The sequence below is a fragment of the Leptothrix mechoopdaensis (SeqCode) genome (assembly GCF_053893855.1).
The window spans coordinates 3,119,564-3,143,028 of record NZ_CM132699.1; the positions used below are offsets into that span (position 1 = coordinate 3,119,564).

General features: G+C 70.5%; 18 protein-coding genes and 1 tRNA gene. 5 read left to right on the forward strand and 14 right to left on the reverse strand.

Going from position 1 to position 23,465, the window contains the following annotated elements:
- Positions 1-8 precede the first annotated feature (8 nt).
- Entirely contained in the window at positions 9-3,773 is a 3,765-nt protein-coding gene (locus ACWA7K_RS13470; RefSeq protein WP_456161910.1) for a hydantoinase B/oxoprolinase family protein, read from the forward strand.
- On the opposite strand, the gene ACWA7K_RS13475 is transcribed toward ACWA7K_RS13470, so the two are convergent.
- Positions 3,719-4,828 carry a sigma 54-interacting transcriptional regulator gene (locus ACWA7K_RS13475; protein ID WP_456161911.1) on the reverse strand — a complete coding sequence of 370 codons (1,110 nt, stop codon included), beginning with the start codon at positions 4,826-4,828 and terminating at the stop codon, positions 3,719-3,721. The two genes, ACWA7K_RS13470 and ACWA7K_RS13475, sit on opposite strands and share 55 nt — an antisense overlap.
- 205 nt (positions 4,829-5,033) lie before the next feature.
- Between ACWA7K_RS13475 and ACWA7K_RS13480 the strand changes: the two genes are divergently transcribed.
- Positions 5,034-6,416, forward strand: a complete 1,383-nt coding sequence (locus ACWA7K_RS13480; protein ID WP_456161912.1) for a vWA domain-containing protein — start codon at positions 5,034-5,036, stop codon at positions 6,414-6,416.
- Here the strand turns inward: ACWA7K_RS13480 and ACWA7K_RS13485 are convergent.
- Entirely contained in the window at positions 6,369-7,172 is an 804-nt protein-coding gene (locus tag ACWA7K_RS13485; RefSeq protein ID WP_456161913.1) for a DUF559 domain-containing protein, read from the reverse strand. The genes ACWA7K_RS13480 and ACWA7K_RS13485 overlap by 48 nt on opposite strands.
- Before the next feature lie 56 nt (positions 7,173-7,228).
- Between ACWA7K_RS13485 and ACWA7K_RS13490 the strand changes: the two genes are divergently transcribed.
- Both ACWA7K_RS13490 and ACWA7K_RS13495 read left to right on the forward strand, forming a co-directional pair.
- Positions 7,229-8,035 carry an alpha/beta fold hydrolase gene (locus ACWA7K_RS13490; protein WP_456161914.1) on the forward strand — a complete coding sequence of 269 codons (807 nt, stop codon included), beginning with the start codon at positions 7,229-7,231 and terminating at the stop codon, positions 8,033-8,035.
- Positions 8,028-10,955, forward strand: coding sequence for an EAL domain-containing protein (locus tag ACWA7K_RS13495; RefSeq protein ID WP_456161915.1), 2,928 nt, complete (start codon positions 8,028-8,030; stop codon positions 10,953-10,955). Before ACWA7K_RS13490 ends, ACWA7K_RS13495 begins: the two co-directional genes overlap by 8 nt.
- Before the next feature lie 102 nt (positions 10,956-11,057).
- Here the strand turns inward: ACWA7K_RS13495 and ACWA7K_RS13500 are convergent.
- The 11 genes from ACWA7K_RS13500 to uvrB all read right to left on the reverse strand — a co-directional run bounded on the left by ACWA7K_RS13500 (position 11,058) and on the right by uvrB (position 20,499).
- Positions 11,058-11,132, reverse strand: a tRNA-Val gene (locus ACWA7K_RS13500).
- Positions 11,133-11,253: 121 nt separating this feature from the next.
- Complete coding sequence (gene dnaQ, locus ACWA7K_RS13505; protein ID WP_456161916.1) at positions 11,254-12,003, reverse strand: DNA polymerase III subunit epsilon; 750 nt, start codon at positions 12,001-12,003, stop codon at positions 11,254-11,256.
- Positions 12,004-12,023: 20 nt separating this feature from the next.
- Positions 12,024-12,362, reverse strand: coding sequence for an ISC system 2Fe-2S type ferredoxin (gene fdx / locus ACWA7K_RS13510; RefSeq protein WP_456161917.1), 339 nt, complete (start codon positions 12,360-12,362; stop codon positions 12,024-12,026).
- 19 nt (positions 12,363-12,381) lie between these two features.
- Entirely contained in the window at positions 12,382-14,253 is a 1,872-nt protein-coding gene (gene hscA, locus ACWA7K_RS13515) for a Fe-S protein assembly chaperone HscA (RefSeq protein ID WP_456210151.1), read from the reverse strand.
- Positions 14,254-14,328: 75 nt separating this feature from the next.
- Complete coding sequence (hscB, locus tag ACWA7K_RS13520) at positions 14,329-14,847, reverse strand: Fe-S protein assembly co-chaperone HscB (RefSeq protein WP_456161919.1); 519 nt, start codon at positions 14,845-14,847, stop codon at positions 14,329-14,331.
- Positions 14,848-14,923: 76 nt separating this feature from the next.
- Positions 14,924-15,247: an iron-sulfur cluster assembly protein IscA gene (gene iscA, locus ACWA7K_RS13525; RefSeq protein WP_130483066.1), complete on the reverse strand. Its 324-nt coding sequence runs from the start codon at positions 15,245-15,247 to the stop codon at positions 14,924-14,926.
- A gap of 15 nt (positions 15,248-15,262) precedes the next feature.
- Positions 15,263-15,655 (reverse strand): Fe-S cluster assembly scaffold IscU, encoded by a 393-nt coding sequence (iscU, locus tag ACWA7K_RS13530; protein ID WP_305749435.1) that lies wholly within the window; start codon positions 15,653-15,655, stop codon positions 15,263-15,265.
- Between the two features lie 107 nt (positions 15,656-15,762).
- Positions 15,763-16,983, reverse strand: coding sequence for an IscS subfamily cysteine desulfurase (locus ACWA7K_RS13535; protein WP_456161920.1), 1,221 nt, complete (start codon positions 16,981-16,983; stop codon positions 15,763-15,765).
- A 114-nt stretch (positions 16,984-17,097) separates the two neighbouring features.
- Positions 17,098-17,631 (reverse strand): Rrf2 family transcriptional regulator, encoded by a 534-nt coding sequence (locus tag ACWA7K_RS13540; RefSeq protein WP_456161921.1) that lies wholly within the window; start codon positions 17,629-17,631, stop codon positions 17,098-17,100.
- 190 nt (positions 17,632-17,821) lie between these two features.
- Positions 17,822-18,283: a low molecular weight protein-tyrosine-phosphatase gene (locus ACWA7K_RS13545; RefSeq protein WP_456168818.1), complete on the reverse strand. Its 462-nt coding sequence runs from the start codon at positions 18,281-18,283 to the stop codon at positions 17,822-17,824.
- A gap of 77 nt (positions 18,284-18,360) precedes the next feature.
- Positions 18,361-20,499, reverse strand: coding sequence for an excinuclease ABC subunit UvrB (gene uvrB, locus ACWA7K_RS13550; protein ID WP_456161922.1), 2,139 nt, complete (start codon positions 20,497-20,499; stop codon positions 18,361-18,363).
- Positions 20,500-20,602: 103 nt separating this feature from the next.
- On the opposite strand from uvrB, the gene ACWA7K_RS13555 reads away from it, so the two are divergent.
- On the forward strand, positions 20,603-21,799 hold the full coding sequence (locus ACWA7K_RS13555; protein ID WP_456161923.1) for an amino acid aminotransferase: 1,197 nt from the start codon (positions 20,603-20,605) through the stop codon (positions 21,797-21,799).
- 99 nt (positions 21,800-21,898) lie between these two features.
- Here the strand turns inward: ACWA7K_RS13555 and ACWA7K_RS13560 are convergent, their stop codons facing one another.
- Positions 21,899-23,425: a tannase/feruloyl esterase family alpha/beta hydrolase gene (locus tag ACWA7K_RS13560; RefSeq protein WP_456161924.1), complete on the reverse strand. Its 1,527-nt coding sequence runs from the start codon at positions 23,423-23,425 to the stop codon at positions 21,899-21,901.
- Positions 23,426-23,465: the final 40 nt, after the last annotated feature.

A 23,465-nucleotide genomic window follows, 5' to 3' on the forward strand; every position in this document is an offset into this window, starting at 1 on the left:
CCCCTCGCATGACCTCAAGCACCTCCGAACCGCGCTGGCACATCTGGATCGACCGCGGCGGCACGTTCACCGATGTGGTGGGGCGTGGACCGGATGGGGCGTTGCGCACGGTCAAGCTGCTGTCGGAGGCGCCGGGCCAGTACGAGGATGCGGCGGTCGAGGGGATCCGGCGGCTGGTCGGGCTGGGGCCGGATGAGCCGATCACGCCGGAGCGTGTCGCTGTCGTGAAGATGGGCACCACGGTCGCCACCAATGCGCTGCTGGAGCGGCGTGGCGAGCCGACCTTGCTGGTGGTGACGGCGGGGATGCGCGACGGGCTGCGGATCGGCACGCAGCATCGGCCGAAGCTGTTCGCGCGGCAGATCGTCCGGGCCGAGCCGTTGGCGGCGACGGTGCTGGAGGCCGACGAGCGCATCGGCGCCGATGGCCGGGTCGTCCGGCCGCTCGACGAGGACGCCCTGCGCGACGGCCTGGCGCGCCACCACGCGGCCGGGCTGCGGGCCTGCGCCATCGTATTCCTGCACGGCTGGCGGCACCCGCAGCACGAGGCCCGGGCGGCCGAGATCGCCGCCGGGCTGGGCTACACGCAGGTGTCGGTCTCGCACCGCGTCAGCCCGCTGATGAAGTGGGTGCCGCGGGGCGACACCACCGTCGTCGACGCCTACCTGTCGCCGGTGCTGCGCCGCCATGTCGACCGGGTCGCGGCGCAGATGCCGGGCGTGCCGCTGCTGTTCATGCAGTCGTCCGGCGGGCTGGCCGAAGCCGGCCACGTCGCCGGCAAGGACGCCGTGCTGTCGGGCCCGGCCGGCGGCATCGTCGGCATGGTGCGGACCGCCCGGGCCGGCGGCCATGCGCGCGTGATCGGCTTCGACATGGGCGGCACCTCGACCGACGTGTCGCACTACGCCGGCGAACACGAGCGGGCCTTCGACACCGAGGTGGCCGGCGTGCGCATCCGCGTGCCGATGCTGGCGATCCACACGGTCGCGGCCGGTGGCGGCTCGGTGATCGGCTACGACGGCGCGCGGCTGCGTGTCGGCCCCGCCTCGGCCGGCGCCGACCCCGGTCCGGCCAGCTACGGCCGGGGCGGTCCGCTGGCGGTGACCGATGCCAACGTGCTGCTCGGCCGGCTGCAGCCCGGCCACGTCCCCGCCGTGTTCGGGCCGGACGGCCACCAGCCGCTCGACCTGGCCGTCGTGCAAGGGCGTTTCGCGGCGCTGGCCGACGAGGTCGCGGCGACGTCCGGCGTGCCGGTCAGCGCCGACGAGGTCGCCGCCGGTTGCCTGGCCATCGCGGTCGCGCACATGGCGCACGCGGTCAAGAAGATCTCGGTGGCGCGCGGCCGTGACGTCAGCGGCTACACGCTGCAGTGTTTCGGCGGGGCCGGCGGCCAGCACGCCTGCGCGGTCGCCGATGCGCTGGGCATGTCGACGGTGCTGATCCACCCGCTGGCCGGCGTGCTGTCGGCCTACGGCATGGGCCTGGCCGACCAGAGCGCAAACCGGCAGGCGGCGCTGGAAGCCACGCTGGACGACGCCGGCCTGGCCGCCGCACACGCGCTGGCCGACCGGCTGCGCGCCGAGGCCCGCGACGAGCTGGCTGCGCAGCATGTCGACGCCGCGACGATCGTCTACGAGGTCCGCCTGCACCTGCGCTACGACGGCACCGACACCGCGCTGGCCGTGCCGATCGGCGCGCCGGACGCCGTCGAGGCGGCCTTCGAGGCGGCCTACCGCCAGCGCTACGCCTTCCTGATGCCGGGCCGCGCGCGCGTGATCGAGTCGGTCTCGGTCGAGGCCATCGCCCGCGCCGAACCGGTCGACGAGCCGATGCACCCGGCCACGCCGCACACACCCGAGCCGGCCGCCCGCATCCGCCTGCATGCCGACGGCCGCTGGCACGACGGCGCCGGCCTGCACCGGCGCGAGGACCTGCGCCACGGCGCCCGCATCGACGGCCCGGCCGTCATTGCCGAGCGCCATGCGACCACCGTGGTCGAGCCCGGCTGGCAGGCCGAGCTGACCGGTCAGGACCACCTGGTGCTGCGCCGCGTGTTGCCGCTCGCCGCAGGGCTGTCGCGCGGGAAGGCCGATGAACACGGGGCCCACGCGTCGGGCGTCGATCCGGTCCGGCTGGAGATCTACAACCAGCGCTTCATGGCGATGGCCGAGCAGATGGGGCTGCGGCTGCAGAACACCGCGACGTCCGTGAACATCAAGGAGCGGCTGGACTTCTCGTGCGCCGTCTTCGACGGCAGCGGCGCGCTGATCGCCAATGCGCCGCACATCCCCGTCCACCTGGGGGCGATGAGCGACTCGGTGCGCCACGTCATCGCCCACAACCCGGACCTGCGGCCGGGTGACGTCGTGATGCTCAACGACCCGTACCACGGCGGCACCCACCTGCCGGACGTGACGGTGGTGACGCCGGTGTTTGCCGAGGACGCCGATGCCGGGTCGGTGGGCACCGCCGACGCGCTGTTCTTCGTCGCCTCGCGCGGGCACCACGCCGACATCGGCGGCATCACGCCGGGCTCGATGCCGCCGTTCTCGCGCCACATCGACGAGGAAGGCGTGCGGATCGACAACTTCCGCCTGGTCTCGCGCGGCGTGCTGCGCGAGGACGCCCTTCGCACGCTGCTGGCCAGCGGCCCACACCCGGCCCGCAACCCGTCGCAGAACCTGGCCGACCTGCGTGCCCAGGTCGCCGCCAACGCGCGCGGCGTGCAGGAGCTGCAGGCGCTGGTCCGGCAGGACGGCCTGGCCACCGTGCAGGCCTGGATGGGCCATGTGCAGGACCATGCCGAGGCCTGCGTGCGCCAGGCCATCCGCCGGCTCGATCCGGCGCTGGCACCGGACGGCGGGCGTTTCGAGGTCCGGCTGGATAACGCGGCGGTGGTCGCCGTGGCGATCACGCTGGACCGCGAACAGGGCAGCGCCCGCATCGACTTCACCGGCACCTCGGCGCAGCAGCCGCACAACTTCAACGCGCCGCGCGCGGTCACGCTGTCGGCGCTGCTGTACGTGTTCCGCACGCTGGTCGACGACGACATCCCGCTGAATGCCGGCTGTCTGCGGCCCCTGCAGCTGGTGATGCCCGAAGGCTGCCTGCTCGACCCGCAGCCGCCCGCCGCCGTGGTGGCCGGCAATGTCGAGACCTCGACCGCCGTCACGCACGCGCTCTATGGCGCGCTGGGGCTGCAGGCCAGTGCCCAGCCGACCATGAACAACATCACCTTCGGCAACGGCCGGGTGCAGTACTACGAGACCGTGGCGGGCGGCTCGGGCGCAGGCATCCGGCTCGGGGCCGGCCCGGCGCCGTGGCCCGACGAGGCCGGCTTCGACGGCTGCGACGTCGTCCAGACCCACATGACCAACTCGCGCCTGACCGACCCGGAGGTGCTGGAGTGGCGCTACCCGGTGCGGCTCGAACGCTTCGAGATCCGCACCGGCTCGGGCGGCGCGGGCCGCTGGAAGGGCGGCGACGGCGCACGTCGCGTGATCCGCTTCGACGAGCCGATGACGCTGTCGGTGCTGGCCAATGGCCGCATCCACCCGGCCTTCGGCCTGCAGGGTGGCTCAGCCGGTGAGCCAGGCCGCAACCATGTCGTGCGGGCCGATGGCCGCATCGAGGTGCTCGGCCACATCGGTCAGGTCGAGGTGTTGCCGGGCGACCGGCTGGTGCTGGAGACGCCCGGCGGCGGCGGGTATGGCAGCGATCAGGCCAGCGTCGAGACCGACAGCCGGCGGGCGCCGTCTTCGGCCGACGCATAACCGACCTGCCGCTGCAGGCCGTGTTTCTGCATGCGGTAGCGCAGCGCGTCACGGCTCATGTCCAGGGCCTGGGCCGTGCGCGTGACGTTCCAGTTGCAGCGCGCCAGCGCGTCCAGCAGGGCCGCGCGTTCGGCGTCGGCACGGTCGCCGGGCTGCAGCGCCCCGATGCCCAACGACGGTTCGCCACCGGCCCAGGGCATCGCCGTGCGGCGCACGTAGTCGATCCGCACGGGCTCCAGGTCGACGAGATTGAACAGCGTGCCGGTCAGCATCGGCTCGCGGTTCAGCAGCAGGGCCGCCTCGACCGCGTTGCGCAGCTCGCGCACGTTGCCCGGCCAGCCATGCGCCTGAAGTCGCCGCACCGCCGAACGGGCCAGGGCGGGCGGCCGCCGCGACAAGCGGCGCGAGATGTCGGCGACGAAGTGCGTGGCGAGGGCTTCCAGGTCGTCCAGACGCTGGCGCAGTGACGGCAGCTCGATCCGGAAGACGCCCAGCTGGAAGGCCAGGTCGGCGCGGAACTCGCCGTCCTGGACAAGATCCTGCAGGGCATGACGGGTGGTCGAGATCACCCGAACCCCCGCCGTGCCGGCTTCGGCCCAGGCATTGAGCTGGCGAACCAGCAGGGCCTGGACCTCGTGCGACAGCTCGGCCACCTCGTCGAGCAGCAGCGTGCTGCCGGGGTGCAGGCCGACGGGATCGTCGTCGTCCTCGTCGTCGATCAGCACGTTGGCATCCGGTGCCGGCTGGCAAGCCTGTTCGAAGGCCTCACGCGACAGGCCGGCACAGCGCAGCACCCGCCAGGGTCGCATCCGGCGTGGGCCGTCGAGGTGCAGGGCTCGCGCCACGGTCTTCTTGCCGGTGCCGGTCTCGCCGACCAGCAACAGCGGCGGTGGCAGATGACCGCCTTGGCGGTGCAGGTCGCGTTCGGCGGCCAGCAACTGGTGCATCGCCTGCCGCACCAAGACCGTGCTGGCAGCGTGACCGATCCACTGGTCGATGGCACCAGGCTCGTCCTGCTGGACGGGCCACCTCTCGAACATGGAAACGTCGTTCATTTCGGCCTCTTTTCCTGGTCCTACCCCCCACAGCCGGGGACCTCTTTGACGTGACTTTTCCCGCAGTCGTGACGAACATCAATCAGCCTTATCTGATTCGCATCGGCATAGCCGGACTGGACGTCTGTCCAGGTCACGCCTTGAGCCAGGCGGCCTATAGCCTTCGATTCACCGCTGCATCCGCAGCCTTGATGAAGGAATCGCGATGACCCCGTCCGCCCACAGCACCCAGCTCATCCTCACGCCGCTGCGCGCGGCCACGCCCATCGAGGGCGGTGTCACCGAGGTCCTGATCCGCCTGCAGGCACCCGACGCGCCGGCCGTCCGCGCCGCTCGCCCGAAGCTGCGTCTGGCGCTGGTGATCGACCGCTCCGGCAGCATGGAAGGCGAACCGCTGGCCGAAGCCCTGCGCTGCGCCCGGGACCTGATCGAACGCCTGCAGCCGACCGATGAGGTGGCGGTGGTTGTCTATGACAACCTGGTCGAGGTGCCGATCCCCCTGCAGCCCGTCGCCAGCGCGGCCGACACCGCAGCCGCGCTGGGCAATATTCACAGTCGCGGGTCGACGGCGCTGCACGCGGGCTGGTTGGCCGGCCTGTCGCAGCTTGGCGACAGTCAGCCCGACGCCATCAGCCGTGTCGTGCTGCTGTCGGACGGGCAGGCCAACATCGGCCCGTCGACGCTGGAAGCCTTCACCGCCGACCTGAACGCCGCCCGCAGCCGTGGCCTCACGACAACCACCGTCGGACTGGGCGCCGGCTTCAACGAGGACCTGATGATCGGCATCGCCCGCCTGGGCGGCGGCCAGTCCTACTACGGCCAGACCGCCGCCGACCTGGCCGACCCGTTCAACGAGGAATTCGCGCTGCTGGAAGCGCTCTGCGCCCGCCACCTGCGCCTGCACCTGACGGCAGCCCCGGGCGTTCAATGGGACCTGCTCGGCGACCTGACCGCCGACACCGCCGCCGGCACCATCACGCTGCCCGATCTGGCCTACGGCGCCGAGGCCTGGGCCGTGGTCCGCCTGCACCTGTCGCCCGCCACCGGCCGCGAGATCGACCACCGCCACCTGCTGACCGTGCGTGTCAGCGGCACGGCGCTGTCGACCGAGATCGTGCTCGACGCCCTGCCGGTCCGCCTCGACCTGCCCGGCCTCCCGGCCGCGATGGTCGACGCCCTTGCGCCCGACCCCCTGGTCGTCTCCCGCAGCAGCGAAGCCCGCTTCGCCCAGGCGATGTCCGCCGTTCACGTCGCGCTGCGCAGCGGCTCGCGCACGGCGATCGACCAGGCCCTGGCCGTCGCGACCGAACTCGCCGCCGGCCAACCCTGGCTCGAAGCCAAGCTCGCCAGCCTGAAGGCGCTGGCCGACGCCGACCGCGAGATGGCCAGCAAGGAGGCCCGCTACACCTCGCGCAAGCTGTCGGCCCGCTTGGCGGCGAAGGAGGAAAGCAACATGGCGGCCTGCTGGTCCGACCTGTCGCAGCTGTCGATCGACCCGTCGGCGCCGGCTGACCCAACTGACCCGACTGCCCCGATGCCGTCAGTACCGGCCTTCCTGAGGCGGAAGGTGAGCGAAGGGAAGCGCTGAGCCACGAGGAGGGGCAACCCTCCGGCCCGCGTTCAGCCGGTGCGCGATGCGTCGGCGGTGGCAGAGGATGGGCGGAGCTGTTCGAACAGGAAACCGATGACGGCGGCCATGTCGCGCATCGTCTTCCGCCCGGTGATCGTGACTGCGGCCATCCACCTCGATCACCACACCTCTTTCGGCGCAGTAGAAGTCAACGATGTAGTTGCCGATGATCTTCTGCCGATCAAAGTCCAACCCGCCGAGCTGACCCTTCTTCAGCTGATTCCAGAGCAAGGCCTCGGACAGGTTTCCCGCCCGTCGCAAGGCCTTTGCCCTGTCCTTCAGCTGCGGATTGAACGGCAAAGCCCGATAGGTCCGGGTGAACCGAGGTGAGCCGCCTCCGCCAGATGTTGCGCACATGCCTGCATCGTCCTTCTCATCCCGCTGGGCCGGTAGCCCTCTTGAGGGGGGCGAAGGCGGTGGGGGGATGGTGGTATCCGGGCTCTGGCGCCCTGCCCCCAACCACCCCGTCAGGCTGCGCCTGCCACCCCTCCGGAGGAGGGGAACGAAGAACTCTCCCCCTGCCAAGGGGGAGTACGCCAACGGCGCGAGGGGGTGGTTTTCGGGCTGTAGCGCCCTGCCCCCAACCACCCCGTCAGGCTGCGCCTGCCACCCCTCCGGAGGAGGGGAATGAAGACACGTTGCCGAAGGCAACGCTGGTGTTTGCCGGTCCACGTCGGAAAGCAATCCATTGCACGTGCAAATCGCACGCCCCATCTTGCTGCACGTGGACTACGCTGGCCCCTTCAGCCCGGTGCGGAGACAGCACGGCGATGCAGCGTGAACTGAATGTCCAGATCCTCGCCGGCGAGGGCCCCGGGCCGGCGCCGACGGTGGTGTTGGCGCATGGCTATGGCTGCGACCAGACCTTGTGGCGGGACGTGGCCGGCGCGCTGCCGATGGCGCGACGGGTGCTGTTCGACTGGCCGGGCGCCGGTGGCGCGGATCCTGCCGCCTATGACGCCGAGCGACATGCGCGGCTGGATGGCTATGCCAACGACCTGCTGGCGCTGCTGGACGAGCTGGACCTGCGCGATGCCGTCGTGGTGGGCCATTCGGTGGCGTCGACGATCGCGGCGCTGGCCGCCGTGCGGGATCCGCGGCGGTTCGGGTTGCTGGTGATGGTGGCGCCGTCGCCGTGTTTCATGAACGATCCGCCGGACTACGCGGGCGGCTTCGACCGGGCGCAGCTGGAGGCGCTGATCGACGGGCTTGCGGATGGCCAGGCCGCCTGGTCGCGGGCCGTCGCGCCCGTCTTGATGGGCAATCCCGGGCGACCCGAACTGTCCGGCCGGCTGGCGGACAGCTTCTGCGCGATGGATCCGGACATCGCCCTGCGCTGGGCCCGGGCGACCTTCCTGAGCGACATCCGCGCGCTGGTGCCGCACGTGCCGGTGCCCTGTCTGCTGCTGCAGTGCCAGGCTGACGCGCTGGCGCCGCTGGCCGTCGGCGACTGGCTGCACGCGCATCTGCCCAGTAGCCGTCTGGTGAGGCTGCAAGCCACCGGCCACTGCCCCCATGTCAGCGCGCCCGCCGAGGTTGCCGAGGTCTTGCGCGAAGGGATGAGCTGGCGTGGCTGAACACGACACCTCCGCCGCCCGCGCCACCGCCGTCCAGCCGGGCACCGCGCCGCCCGATCTGGCGCTGCTGGCGCGGCACTGGTTGCGGGTCGACGCGGACGGCCGCGTGCTGGCGCTGAGTCCGGCGCTGGCCGCGACCTTGTCGACGAGCCTGCCTGCCGTCGTCGGTCAGCCCTTCGCCAACGCGCTGATGCCGGCCTCGCAGCTGCTGTGGGCCGTGCAGCAATGGCCGGCGCTGAAGATGCAGGGTGCCCTGCAGGAGACGCTGCTGGAGCTGGTCGGACACGGGCCGGACCGGGCGCCCTGGCCGGTGATGTCGACCTGGTGTGTCGAACCGGGTTCGGCACCGCCGACCTACATCGGGATGCTGACGCCCGGCCACGAGCGCCAGCGCCTGATGGCGGACCTGAAACGCGCCCGCAGCAGCCTGGACGCGATCCCCGGCGCGCTGCTGCAGGTCGAGTTGCAGCCCGACCGGTCGCTGCGTTTCCCATATGCCAGCAGCACGCTGCTGGAGCTGCTGGGCGTGACGCCGACGCAGGCCGCATCGAACTCGCAGCTGATGCTCAAGGTCTTCACGCCCGAGAGTCAGCGCGCACTCACCGACACGCTGCTGGAGGCGACGGCCTCGGGCGCGTCGACCTGGAAGGTCGTGCTGACGCTGCAGCGCCAGGCCCGGCGACGGCTGGAGCTGGTCGCGCGGCGTTCGACGACGGATCTGGTCTGGCACGGCCTGGTCACCGACGTGAGTGAGCGCGAACAGCTTCAGCACGAGCTGCGCGAACAGGCCGAGACCGATCCGCTGACCCGCCTGCCGAACCGCCCGGCGCTGATGGCGCTGATGCGCAGCCGTCTGCTGGCCGGCCAGCCCTTCGCGGTGCTGTTCATGGATTGCGACCGCTTCAAGCAGGTCAACGACAGCCTCGGCCACGATGCCGGCGATGACCTGCTGCGGCAGATGGCGCGCCGGCTGCGCCACGGCTTGCGGCCGGTCGACGACCTGACCAACCTCGCGCCTCCGGCGGGGTCGGCCTATCCCGTCACCCCCGTCACTCCCGTCAGCCCCGCCGGCCCGGCCGCCACGTCGACCGGCGGCGCCTTGACGGCGGTGGCCGCACGGCTGGGCGGTGACGAGTTCGTCGTGCTGGCCGATGGCATCAGCGATGCCGCCGCCGTGGCCGCGCTGGCCGACCGGCTGGTTCACCGGATGGCCCGGCCCTACAAGCTGCAGGGGCTGGAGCTGGTGGCGACCGTCAGCATGGGCGTCGTGCTGACGCAGCCCGACAGCACCGCCGAGGACCTGCTGCGCAACGCCGACACGGCGATGTACGAGGCCAAGCAGCGCGCGCGTGGCCAATGGGTGCTGTTCGAGCCCGACATGCATGCGCGCGCCGTGGCCGCGCTGGCGCTGGAGAGCGACCTGCGCACGGCGCTGCGGACGCGCCAGCTGCGGGTGGCCTACCAGCCGATCATCGAGATCGCGACCGGCCGCGTCGTCGGGATGGAGGCGCTGGCGCGCTGGCGGCATCCGCAGAAGGGCGAGATATCGCCGGCCGCGTTCATCCCGATCGCCGAGGCGTCCGGGCTCATCAGCGAGCTGGGCGAGACCATCCTGGTCAACGCCTGCCAGCAGTTCGCGGACTGGCGGCGACTGGGGCTGGCGGTGCCGCCGCGCCTGTCGGTCAACCTGAGCAGCGCGCAGCTGGCCGACCTGGGCCTGCCCGAGAGGATCCGGCTGATGCTGGAGGAAACGGGCCTGCCGGGCAGTTCGCTGCAACTGGAGATCACCGAGAGCCTGGCGATGAGCGGCATGCGCGTCGAACAGTCGCTGGCGGCCCTGCGCGGGCTGGGCATCCAGCTGGCGCTGGACGATTTCGGCACGGGTCATTCGTCGCTGGCGTCGCTGCAGCAGCTGCCGGTCGGGCAGGTCAAGATCGACCGCGCCTTCGTCTCCGACATCGAACACAGCGCCTATCACCGCGCGCTGGTGCAGGCGGTCGTGAAGGTGGCTCACGCGCTGAGCCTGGAGGTCGTCGCCGAGGGCGTCGAGACGGTCGACCAGGCCCGCATGCTGTCCGAGCTGGGCTGCCCCAGGGCACAAGGCTGGCTGTATGCACGGGCGCTCGAAGCGGCGGCGGTGCCGGATTTCCTGGGCACGCCAAGCCTGCAGGTGCTCGACCCGCAGCCGACGAGCCGCGAGTTCCCGGTGGTGGCGCATCGCGGCTTCCAGGTCGTCGTGACCGACCCGCAAGGGCGCACGGTGCACGTCAACACCGCCTTCAGCATCAACACCGGCTACACGCTCAGCGAGATGCTGGGCCGCACGCCGGGATCGGTGCTGCAGCGGGCCGACTCGGACCCGGAGTCGATACGCCGGCTCGGCGAGGCGCTGCGCAGCGGCCAGGGCTGCATCGGCGTCGAGATCGTCAACTACCGCAAGGACGGCACGGCGTTCGATTCGCTGATCGACATCGAGCCGGTGCGCGACGCCGACGGGCGCATCGTCCAGTTCGTCAGCGTGCAGACCGAGATCAGCGAACTGCGCCGTCACCAGCGCGAACTGAGCGACCTGCGCCAGCGGCTGGAAGACGTGCGCACGCTCGGCCTGATCGGCTTCCTCGAACGCGACCTGGTGACCGGCCGCAGCCTGGCCGACGCCAACGTGCTGACCATGTTCGGCCTGTCCGCCGACCGCGCCGCCCCGACTTGGGACGACCTGCGCGCAGCCGTCCACCCCGACTCCCACGCCGAGTTCGACCGCTACGTCGACGCGGTGCGCGGCGGCATCGAACAGGGCGTGATCCGCTTCCAGGTGTCACCCGATCCAACCGCCCCGCGCCACCTCCAACTCCACTGGACCCGCCGCGGCCAGCGGCTGCTGGAGACGCTGGTGGATATGGGGGTGACGGGGGCGGGTTGAGGGGGCCCCGCCCGGGGACATGCGCAGGCATTCCCGACCAAACGGGGCATGGGGATCCGGAATGGAAAAAGCCCCGTGAATCGAGATTCACGGGGCTTGATCTGGTGGGCGGTGCAGGGTTCGAACCTGCGACCCCTGCCGTGTGAAGGCAGTGCTCTACCGCTGAGCTAACCGCCCGAAATCTGGGGGCCGGGGGACCGGCTGGCCTGCTTCGGGGTTCTTGGCATTGCTGCCGCGAAGACCGCAATTATGCCAAGGAGACGACTGGTTGCGCCAGCCCCGGGCGTGATTTTTTTCCTCAGGGCGTGGCTTCAGCGGCCGGGTTCAGGTCGGGGTGACGGCGCCAGACGGTCTTGCCGCCGCTGGACTTGTCGAGCTCGGCCAGCACGGCGGCGTGGGCGGAGGTCTCGGCCTCGCTGGCGGTGATCACGGGCAGGCGGAAGGTGGACAGGTCGACCTGCATCAGCGCCTCGTCGACTCCGCCGGCGTCGTCCTGCGTGTCGTCGTGGCCGCTGTCGATGCCCAGTGCGTTCTGGCCGCGGGTCAGGCGGATGTAGACCTCGGCCAGCAGCTCGGCGTCCATCAGCGCGCCGTGCAGCGTGCGGTGGGAGTTGTCGACTTCCAGGCGTCGGCACAGCGCGTCCAGCGAGTTGGCCTTGCCGGGGTATTGCTCGCGCGCCATCAGCAGGGTGTCGACCACGCCGCTGACCAGCTCGGACATCGGCGGCAGGCCGACGCGCTTCAGCTCGGCATTGAGGAAGCCGATGTCGAAGGCCGCGTTGTGGATGACGACCTCGGCGCCGCGCACGTAGTCGACGAAGGCCTGCGAGACGGCCTTGAACACCGGCTTGTCGGCCAGGAAGGCGTCGGTCAGGCCGTGGACCTTGATCGCCTCCTCGTTGCCTGGCCGCTCGGGGTTCAGGTACTCGTGGAAGTGGCGGCCGGTCAGGCGCCGGTTGACCATCTCGACGCAGCCGATCTCGACGATGCGGTCGCCGGTCTCGGGGTTCAGGCCGGTGGTTTCGGTGTCGAGGAAGATCTGGCGCATCGCGGGGCTCCGGCGGTCGGTCAGTGATTCTCGCGGGCGTGGTTGATCGTGTAGCGCGGGATCTCCACGACCAGGTCGGCGCGGGCGACGATCGCCTGGCAGCTCAGGCGCGAGTCGGCTTCCAGGCCCCAGGCACGGTCGAGCAGGTCTTCCTCGGTCTCGTCCATCTCGTTGAGCGACGCAAAGCCCTTGCGCACGATGACGTGGCAGGTGGTGCAGGCGCAGCTCATGTCGCAGGCGTGTTCGATCTCGATGCCGTTCTCGAGCAGGGCCTCGCAGACGGACGTGCCGGGCGCCGCCTCGATGGTCTTGCCCTCGGGGCAGAGGGCGGCGTGGGGAAGGATCTGGATGGTGGGCATCGTGGGGGTGCGCGGTGGCTCAGACGTCTTCGATGCGGCGGCCGGTCAGGGCCTGGCGGATGCCGCGGTTCATGCGGGCGGCGGCGAAGGCCTCGGTGCCTTCGGTCAGGGCGCGGGTGGCGGCCTCGATCGCGGCGGTGTCGTCGCCGCGGTTGGCGTTGCGCACGCCGGCCACCAGCGTCTCGATGGCGGCGCGTTCGGCGGCCGACAGCAGGTTGCCGTCGGCGGCCAGTGCGCTGTCGGTGGCCAGCGCCAGGCGCTCGCCCTCGACGCGGGCCTCGTTCAGGGCGCGGCGGGCAATGTCGGCCTCGGCCTCGGAGAAGCCTTCCTTGAGCATCGAGGCGACCTGGTCATCGCTCAGGCCATAGCTGGGCTTGACGGTGATGGCCGCTTCGACGCCGGAGGTGAGTTCGCGCGCGCTGACCGACAGCAGCCCGTCGGCATCGACCTGGAAGGTGACGCGGATGCGCGCCGCGCCAGCGACCAGCGGCGGCAGGCCGCGCAGCTCGAAGCGGGCCAGCGAGCGGCAGTCGGCCACCAGCTCGCGCTCGCCCTGCACGACGTGGATGGCCATCGCGGTCTGGCCGTCCTTGTAGGTGGTGAAGTCCTGCGCCTTGGCCACCGGCAGGGTCGAGTTGCGTTCGATCACGCGCTCGACCAGCCCGCCCATGGTCTCGATGCCGAGCGACAGCGGGGTGACGTCCAGCAGCAGCATGTCGCCGTCGCGGGCGTTGCCGGCCAGCGCATGGGCCTGCACGGCCGCGCCGAGCGCGACGACCTCGTCGGGGTTCAGGTTGACCAGCGGCTCGCGGCCGCACAGGCGGGCGACGGCCTCGCGCACGGCCGGCATCCGGGTCGAGCCGCCGACCATCACGGTGCCCTGCACCTCGTCGACCTTGACCTTGGCGTCGCGCAGCACACGCTTCATCAGCGTGATGGTGCGGTCGGTCAGGTCGGCGGTCGCGGCCTCGAACTCGGCGCGGCGGACGGTCAGCGCGACATCACGGCCCGACAGCGGCAGGGTCACGTCGGCCTCGGTCTCGCTGGACAGCCGTTCCTTGACGCGGCGGGCCTGGACCAGCACGGCGCGCTGGGTCTGGGCGTCGAGCGCCCGCAGCCCGCCGGTCTGGCCGGCGCGTTCGAGCATGTGGTTGGCGAGCCGGGCGTCGTAGTCGTCGCCGCCCAGGGCCGAATCGCCACCGACGGCGACGACCTCGAACACGCCCTTGGACAGGCGCAGCAACGAGATGTCGAAGGTGCCGCCGCCCAGGTCGTAGACGGCGTAGAGGCCTTCGACGGCGTTGTCCAGCCCGTAGGCGATGGCCGCGGCGGTCGGCTCGTTGAGCAGGCGCAGCACGTTCAGGCCGGCCAGCTGGGCGGCGTCCTTGGTGGCCTGGCGCTGGGCATCGTCGAAGTAGGCCGGCACGGTGATGACGGCGCCGTGCAGCTCGTCGGTGTCGAAGCTGTCCTCGGCACGCTGGCGCAGCGTCGCGAGGATCTCGGCCGAGACCTCGACCGGCGACTTGATGCCGGCGCGGGTCTCGATGGCGACCATGCCCGGCTGGTCGACGAAGCGGTAGGGCAGTTCGGCGGCGCCGGCGATGTCGGCCAGGCTGCGGCCGATGAAGCGCTTGACCGACACCAGCGTGTTGTGCGGATCGTCGGCCTGCGCGGCCAGCGCCGAGGCACCGATCGAGCGCTTGCCGCCTTCGAGATAACGCACCGCCGACGGCAGGATGACGCGGCCGGCGCTGTCGGGCAGGCACTCGGGCACGCCGTGGCGGATCGCGGCGACCAGCGAATGGGTGGTGCCCAGGTCGATGCCGACCGCGATGCGGCGCTGGTGCGGGTCCGGTGTCTGGCCGGGTTCGGAGATCTGCAGGAGGGCCATGTCAGCTCGGATGTCGGGGGCGGTCGGCGGGGTTGGCGGCGAATGCGGCGACGGGGGTGGCGACGGAAAGGGGCGTCATTGTCCCAGCGCGTCCAGGCGCCGGTCGACGTCGGCGGCGAAGCGCGCCACGAACATCAGCGCACGGACGCGGGCGGCGGCGGCGGGCCAGTCGGCGTGCTGGTCGATCAGGTCGACCAGGCTGGCGTGCAGGCGGCGCTCCTCGGCGGCGACCTCGTCGGCCAGCGCCTCCACATCGGCCAGCGTCGCGGCCTCGTCGAGCGCCTCGCGCCAGGCCATCTGGCGCATCAGGAAGTCGGCCGGCATCGCCGTGTTGTTCTCGGCCTCGATCGGCGCGCCGTTCAGCTCGCACAGGTAGGCGGCGCGGCTCAGCGGCTGCTTCAGCCGGCGGTAGGCCTCGTTGACACGCACGGCCCACTGCATCGACACGCGCTGCGCGGCGGCGCCCTGGGCCGCGAAGCGGTCGGGGTGGACCTCGCCCTGCAGCGCCTTCCAGCGCGCGTCGAGCTCGGCCACGTCCAGCGCCTGGCGGCGGGGCAGGTCGAACAGCGTGAAGTCGTCGTCTTGGAGGTTCATGCGCAACATGACAAAGCGCGGCCGGAGCCGCGCTTGGGTGATGGTGGCGGGCGACCGTGTCGACGCCCGCCCAGGCTCAGACCCGGAAGGATTCGCCGCAGCCGCAGCGGTCCTTCTCGCGCGGGTTGTGGAACTTGAAGCCCTCGTTGAGGCCTTCGCGCACGAAGTCGAGCTCGGTGCCATCAAGGTAGGGCAGGCTCTTCGGGTCGATCAGGACCTTGACGCCGCGGTCCTCGAAGACATGGTCCTCGGGGGCGATGTCATCGGCGTATTCGAGCTTGTAGGCCAGGCCGGAACAGCCGGTGGTCTTGACGCCCAGGCGCACGCCCACGCCCTTGCCGCGTCGGGCGAGGTAGCGGGTGACGTGCCGCGCGGCGGCTTCGCTGAGGGTGACGGACATGGCGGTGGGCGCGGCTTACTGGGTCTGGCCGTGACGGGCCTTGTAGTCGTCGACGGCCGCCTTGATGGCGTCCTCGGCCAGGATCGAGCAATGGATCTTGACCGGCGGCAGCGCCAGTTCCTCGGCGATGTGGGTGTTCTTGATCGTCAGCGCCTCGTCGAGCGTCTTGCCCTTGACCCACTCGGTGACGAGCGAGCTGGAGGCGATCGCCGAGCCGCAGCCGTAAGTCTTGAAGCGCGCGTCCTCGATCTTGCCGGTGGCCGGGTCGACCTTGATCTGCAGCTTCATGACGTCGCCGCAGGCCGGCGCGCCGACCATGCCGGTGCCGACGTCCTCGTCGCCCTTGTCGAAGGCGCCCACGTTGCGGGGGTTCTCGTAGTGGTCGATGACCTTGTCGCTGTATGCCATGACTATCTCCTTGTCGTTGCCTTCACCTCGGGGCCAGCGCCGGGCCGCCCCAAGCGGCCCCGCACCCCCTCGGGGGTGGCTGCGGCAGGCCGCAGCCGGGGGCACCATCAATGTGCCGCCCACTGGATCGTGCTGATGTCGATGCCGTCCTTGTACATGTCCCACAGCGGCGAAAGCTCGCGAAGCTTGGCGACACGATCCTTCAGGGTGCTGACGGCGTAGTCGATTTCCTCGGCGGTGGTGAAGCGGCCGATCGTCATCCGCAGGCTCGAATGCGCCAGCTCGTCGCTGCGGCCGAGGGCGCGCAGCACGTAGCTGGGCTCCAGGCTGGCCGAGGTGCAGGCCGAGCCGGACGAGACCGCCAGGCCCTTGACGCCCATGATCAGCGACTCGCCCTCGACGAAGTTGAAGGACGCGTTGATGTTGTGCGGCACGCGGCGCACCAGGTCGCCATTGAAGAACACCTGCTCGATGTCCTTCAGGCCGTTGACCAGGCGCTGGTGCAGGCCGCGGATGCGCTCGATCTCGTCGGCCATCTCGACGCGGGCGATGCGGAAGGCCTCGCCCATGCCGACACACTGGTGGGTCGGCAGGGTGCCCGAGCGCATGCCGCGCTCATGGCCGCCACCGTGCATCTGCGCTTCCAGGCGCACGCGCGGCTTGCGGCGCACGTACAGCGCGCCGATGCCCTTGGGGCCGTAGGTCTTGTGCGAGGCCAGGCTCAGCAGGTCGATCGGCAGCGTGGCCATGTCCAGCGGCATCTTGCCGGTGGCCTGGGCCGCGTCGACGTGGAAGATGATCCCGCGCTCGCGGCAGAGGTTGCCGATCGCCACGAGGTCCTGGATCACGCCGATCTCGTTGTTGACGGCCATGACCGACACCAGGATGGTGTCCGGGCGCAGCGCGTCCTTGAACCGGTCGAGGTCGAGCAGGCCGTCCGCCTGCACGTCCAGATAGGTGGCGTCGAAGCCCTGGCGCTCCAGCTCGCGCACCGTGTCTAGCACGGCCTTGTGCTCGGTCTTGACGGTGACGATGTGCTTGCCGCGGGTCTTGTAGAACTGCGCCGCGCCCTTGATGGCGAGGTTGTTCGACTCGGTCGCGCCGGAGGTCCAGACGATCTCGCGCGGGTCGGCGCCGATCAGCTCGGCGACCTGCACGCGGGCCTTCTCGACGGCTTCCTCGGCTTCCCAGCCCCACGCATGGCTGCGCGACGCCGGGTTGCCGAAGTGCTCCCGCAGCCACGGCACCATCGCGTCGACCACACGGGGGTCGCAGGGCGTGGTCGCGCCGTAGTCCATGTAGATGGGGAAGTGCGGGGTCATGTCCATGATGCGGGCCGGTGGTCCGGCGTGTCGTGGTTGGGAACTTCGGGATCGACCTGCCGTGCAAGGCAGCGGCTCGGCCGGTCTCGGCCGGGCCGGGTCGTCTTCCGTGGAACCGGGTTACTTGGAGAGCGCGCTGCCCAGGGCGAAGACCGAGTTCGGCGCGGTGACCTTGATCGGCTTGACCACCGGCACGCTCGAGATCGCGCGCTTGATCGGCGCCTCCTCGACCGAGATGCCCTTGGCGAGCTGGTCCTCGACGAGGCTGCGCAGCGAGATCGAGTGCAGGTACTCCAGCATCTTCGCGTTCAGGCTGGTCCACAGGTCGTGCGTCATGCAGCGCCCGGTGTCGTCGCCCATGCAGTTCTCGCCGCCGCCGCAGCCGGTGGCGTCGATCGCCTCGTCGACCGCGACGATGATGTCGGCGACGGTGATGTCCTCGGCCTTGCGGCCCAGCGAGTAACCCCCGCCCGGACCGCGCGTGCTCTCGACGAGTTCGTGGCGGCGCAGCTTGCCGAACAGCTGCTCGAGGTAGGACAGCGAGATCTGCTGGCGCGAGCTGATGGCCGCCAGGGCCACCGGCCCGGTGTGCTCACGCAGCGCCAGGTCGATCATGGCGGTCACTGCAAAACGGCCCTTGGTTGTCAATCGCATAGCGGTGTACTCCTGGAACTCGCGAACATCGGGAACGCCGGGTTGGCGCACCCGGGGCTGCAAGCTGGTTGACCCTCGCCCTCTATCCCGAGTGTTTTACTCGATTATAGAGCGGTCACCGGAAGACCGCAGGAAGCGTGAGGTCGGCACGCCAGCTGCATGCCCGTTCGTCGGATCACCGCCGGGCCGCTCAGGTTCCGTCGTTCTTCAGGCGTTCGACCAGGCCCAGGCAGGCCGCCTCGATCAGGTCCAGTGCCCATTCGAAGTTGGCCGGACCGCCGTAGTACGGATCCGGCACCGCCCGGGGCGCGCCGGCTGGGGCGCAGCTCATCAGCAGGTGCAGCCGGTCGGACCGCTCGGGCGGGCACAGCCCGCGCAGGCTGTCGAGGTTGTCGTCGTCCATCCCCAGGACCAGGTCGAAGCGGTCGAAATCGGCCGCCTTGACGCGCCGCGACTGCAGCCCGGCGAGGTCGTAGCCGCGCCGCGCCGCATGGGCGACCGAGCGCGGATCGGCCGGCGCCCGGGAGGTCGAGCTGGCGTGGGTGCCGGCCGAATCGACCACCAGCCGGCTCGACAGCCCGGCCATGTCGGCGTGATGGCGCAGCACCGCCTCGGCGGTCGGCGAGCGGCAGATGTTGCCCATGCAGACCATCAGGACACGCAGCGGCGCGCGTTCGTCGAAGGCCGGGATGACCAGCGCCGGCGTCTGGCGCCCCGTCATCGGCCGGCTCATGCCGCCCCCTTGCCCGCCGCCGGCACCAGCGGATGGTCCGACACCGCCGCGCCGAAGGCCTGCTCGCGCAGGTGGGCCAGCTGGTCGCGCAGGCGGGCGGCCTGCTCGAATTCGAGGTTGCGGGCGTGTTCGAGCATCTGCTTCTCCAGCTGCTTGATGCGCTTGCCGAGATCCTTCTCGGACAGCGCCTCGACCTCCGCCGTCTGGCGGTCCGTCGGCACCGCGTCGCGGCCGGACTTCTCGCCGTAGACGCCGTCGATCAGTTCCTTGATCTGCTTGCGGATGCCGCGCGGCGTGATGCCGTGTTCGGCGTTGAAGGCGACCTGGCGGGCGCGCCGCCGCTCGGTCTCGCCGATGGCCTTGCGCATCGACTCGGTGATGCGGTCGGCATAGAGGATCGCCTTGCCGTTGACGTTGCGCGCCGCCCGGCCGATGGTCTGGATCAGGCTGCGCTCGGCCCGCAGGAAGCCTTCCTTGTCGGCATCGAGGATGGCCACCAGCGACACCTCCGGGATGTCCAGCCCCTCGCGCAGCAGGTTGATGCCCACCAGCACGTCGAAGGTGCCCAGGCGCAGGTCGCGCAGGATCTCGACCCGCTCGACCGTGTCGATGTCCGAGTGCAGGTAGCGCACCTTGACGCCGTTCTCCGACAGGTAGTCGGTCAGCTGCTCGGCCATGCGCTTGGTCAGCGTGGTGATCAGCACGCGCTCGTGGATGACGACGCGCTGGCGAATCTCCTGCAGCACGTCGTCGACCTGGTGCGTGGCCGGCCGGACCTCCACCGTCGGGTCGACCAGCCCGGTCGGGCGCACGACCTGCTCGACCACCTGGCCGGCGTTGCGGTTCTCGTAGTCGGCCGGCGTGGCCGAGACGAACACCGCCTGGCGCATCTTGCGTTCGAACTCCTCGAAGCGCAGCGGCCGGTTGTCCATCGCGCTGGGCAGGCGGAAGCCGTATTCGACCAGCGTGGTCTTGCGCGCCCGGTCGCCGTTGTACATGCCGCCCAGCTGGCCGATCAGCACGTGGCTCTCGTCCAGGAACATCAGCGCGTCGGGCGGCAGGTAGTCGACCAGCGTCGGCGGCGGCTCGCCCGGCTGCGCGCCCGACAGGTGGCGGCTGTAGTTCTCGATGCCCTTGCAGTGGCCGACCTCCTGGAGCATCTCCAGATCGAAGCGGGTGCGCTGCTCGATGCGCTGGGCCTCGACCAGCTTGCCGGCGGCGACGAACTCGGCCAGCCGTTCGCGCAGCTCGTTCTTGATGCCGTCGATCGCCGCCAGCACCCGCTCGCGCGGCGTCACGTAGTGGCTGGACGGGTAGATCGTGAAGCGCGGCACCTTCTGGCGGACCTTGCCGGTCAGCGGGTCGAACAGCTGCAGCGACTCGATCTCGTCGTCGAACATCTCGATGCGCACGGCCAGTTCCGAGTGTTCGGCCGGGAAGATGTCGATCGTGTCGCCGCGCACGCGGAAGGCGCCGCGCGAGAAGTCGGTGTCGTTGCGCGTGTACTGCATCCGGATCAGCTGCGCGATGGCGTCGCGCTGGCCGATGCGGTCGCCCACGCGCACGATGAAGCGCATCTGGGTGTAGTCCTCGGGCTTGCCGATGCCGTAGATCGCGCTGACGGTCGCGACGATCACCGTGTCGCGGCGCTCCAGCACGCTCTTGGTGGCCGACAGCCGCATCTGCTCGATGTGCTCGTTGATCGAGCTGTCCTTCTCGATGAACAGGTCGCGCTGCGGGACGTAGGCCTCGGGCTGGTAGTAGTCGTAGTAGCTGACGAAGTACTCGATCGCGTTGTGCGGGAAGAACTCGCGGAACTCGGCGTAGAGCTGCGCGGCCAGCGTCTTGTTGGGCGCGAAGACGATCGCCGGGCGGCCCATCCGCGCGATGGTGTTGGCCATCGTGTAGGTCTTGCCCGAGCCGGTCACGCCCAGCAGCGTCTGGAAGGTCAGGCCGTCGGAGATGCCCTCGCACAGCGCGTCGATCGCCGCGGGCTGGTCGCCGGCCGGCGGGTACGGCTGGTAGAGCTCGAAGGGCGAACCCTCGTAGCGCACGAAGGTGCCCTGCCCGGGCGGCGCGTCGGTGGCCTCCGCCGGGTGGGCGACCGGCAGGTCGGTGCCCCGGGCTGCGCTCATGCGTTCACTCATGCTGAACCTGTCCTCACCGCTAAAATTTCGACAACCGCTCAGGGTAACTCAGGGCGTTTTCTCCCTCCAACTCCTGCCGACAGGCCAGACCATGTCCCTCTTCACCTCCGTCGAGATGGCGCCGCGTGACCCGATCCTCGGGTTGAACGAACAATTCGGTGCCGACACCAACCCCGCCAAGGTCAACCTGGGCGTGGGCGTCTACTTCGACGAGAACGGCAAGCTGCCGCTGCTCCAGTGCGTCATCGCGGCCGAGCGCCAGATGATGGAAGCGCCCAAGGCGCGCGGCTACCTGCCGATCGACGGCATCGCCGCCTACGACAAGGCCGTGCAGGGCCTCGTCTTCGGCGCCGACAGCGCCGTCGTCAAGGGCGGCCGGGTTGCCACGGTGCAGGCCATCGGCGGCACCGGCGGCCTGAAGATCGGCGCGGATTTCCTCAAGCGCGTCAACCCGGGCGCGAAGGTGCTGATCTCCGACCCGAGCTGGGAGAACCACCGTGCGCTGTTCACCAACGCGGGCTTCGAGGTCGGCACCTACCCGTACTACGACGCCGCCGCCAAGGGCGTGAACTTCGACGCCATGATCGGCGCGCTGCGTTCGGCCGCCGCCGGCACCGTGGTCGTGCTGCACGCCTGCTGCCACAACCCGACCGGCTACGACATCACGCCGGCCCAGTGGGACCAGGTCGTCGACGCGGTCCAGTCGCGCAACCTCGTCGCCTTCCTCGACATGGCCTACCAGGGCTTCGGCGACGGCATCACCGAGGACGGCGCGGCCGTCCAGAAGTTCCTCGCCGCCGGCATCGAGTTCTTCGTCTCGACCTCGTTCTCGAAGAGCTTCTCGCTCTACGGCGAACGGGTCGGCGCGCTCAGCGTCGTCTGCGGCAGCCAGGAAGAGGCCGGCCGCGTGCTGTCGCAGCTGAAGATCGTCATCCGCACCAACTACTCCAACCCGCCGACGCATGGCGCGCAAGTCGTCGCCACCGTGCTGACCACGCCGGAACTGCGCCAGCAGTGGGAGAACGAACTGGCCGGCATGCGCACCCGCATCCGCCAGATGCGCACCGCGCTGGTCGAGCGCCTGAAGGCCGCCGGCGTCAACCGCGACTTCAGCTTCATCGCCCAGCAGAAGGGCATGTTCAGCTACTCGGGCCTGACCAAGGACCAGATGCTCCGCCTGCGCGACGAGTTCGGCGTCTACGGCGTCGACTCGGGCCGCATCTGCGTGGCCGCGCTCAACGACCAGAACCTCGGCTACGTGGTCGACTCGATCGCCAAGGTGCTGTGACCGGCTGACGCCGCCCTGCCCCGCAGACAGCACAAAGCCCGGCCAAGGCCGGGCTTTTTCATGTCCGGCGCTGGCCGGATGCCGGACGGCGCAGGCCGCTCAGCTGGTGCTGCAGGCGTAGCTCGCCGCGCTGCGCAGGTCGCCCGAACCCTTGTACTTCGGGTAGGCCGGGTGCTGGCAGAGCGGCCGCGTGAACTGCACCGTGCCGTCGCTGCCGAGCTTCGACGCGGTGGGCGTGCCCGGGTCCGTGCCGTGTTCGACCCAGGCCATCGTCGGCGTCAGCAGGTCGAAGGTGTCGGCCCCGTCGCCACCGCCGCAGTGGTTCACGCCCGAGGCGATGTACAGCCGCGCGTTCTGCGCCGCCGCACCGGCCGCGTCCGCCACCGGCTGCCAGGTGCGGATGGTCTCGCGGTGCGACAGCAGCGAGTCGTCCGAGCCGTGCCAGATCACGATCTTCTTGCCGGCCATCAGGAAGCTGGCCAGCCCGCCGGTCGAGGCGCTGAAGCCGTAGCCGCCGGTCACGCTGTCGATCGCCGCGTAGTCGCCGTCGACCGAGAACGTCGCCGGGTTCCAGTTCGCGTCGCTGCGCACGACGTTCTTCATGTGACCGATGCCGAGCGCGGCGTACATGGGGCCCCACTGCAGCAGGTCGCCATAGCCGATGCCCGAATAGATCGTGGTGCCGTTGGCCAGCTTCAGGTCGGTCATCAGCGTGCGGATCGCGGCGGCCTGGACCGCCGTCACGCCCGCCGAGGCCGGCAGGTCGACGGTCGGATCGAAGCGGCAGGCCGCCCCGTTCGAGATGATCCCGTCGGTCGCGCCGTCCAGCGCGTCGCACTTCTGCACCGCCGCCGCATGGATGGCGCTCAGCTTGTCGGCCGGCGGCAGGCTCAGCTGGGTCGCGCGGGTCCATTGCTCGACCAGACCGGGCAGGTTCTTGTTCGGGGCACCGGCGATGACCGCGTCGAACTGCGAGCCGTACTTGTCGGCCGCGTTGAAGGCCCCCCGACCCCCGTTCGAACAGCCTTCGAAGTAGGCGTAGCTCGGGTTGCGGCCGTAGTAGCGCGCCGTCACGGCCTTGCCGAATGCCGTGCCGTAGCCGATCGCGGTGTGCGCGTAGAGCTGGATCCGGGCCGGGTTGTGGAGGAAACCGGCGCCGCTCGGATCACGATGCCCGCCATTGGTCGCGCCCTGGACGGCGTGCAGGCTCAGCGCCGTGTTGTTCGTGCCGACCGCCGGAATCGAGCCGTCGAAGCCGGCGCCGCCCTGCTGGACATAGCGCTGCGTCCAGGTGTCGGGCAGACGGATTTCCAGGTCCAGCTCGGTGCCGGTCCGTGTGCCGTTGACCTTGCAATAGGCCGGCAGCGTCGCCGTCTGCGGCACCGGGACGGCGGAGGTCACCAGGACCTCGGCGACGGTCTGCCCGGCCAGCGCCGCGCAGGCCATGACGGGGTTGACCGAGGCCGTGCGGCTCGGTTCGACCGCGGTCAGCGCGGCGCTGTCGCTGCCCCCGCAGGCGGCGACGGCGCTGGCGACGCTGGCGGCCAGCAGGCAAAGGCCGAACGTGCGTGACGGGGCCGGGGCCGGAGTGGTCGACGGGTTCAGGCTCGAAGGTGATGGACGCAAGGTGTCTCCTGTGGGTGGTGGGATCGTGCAATGTCCACCA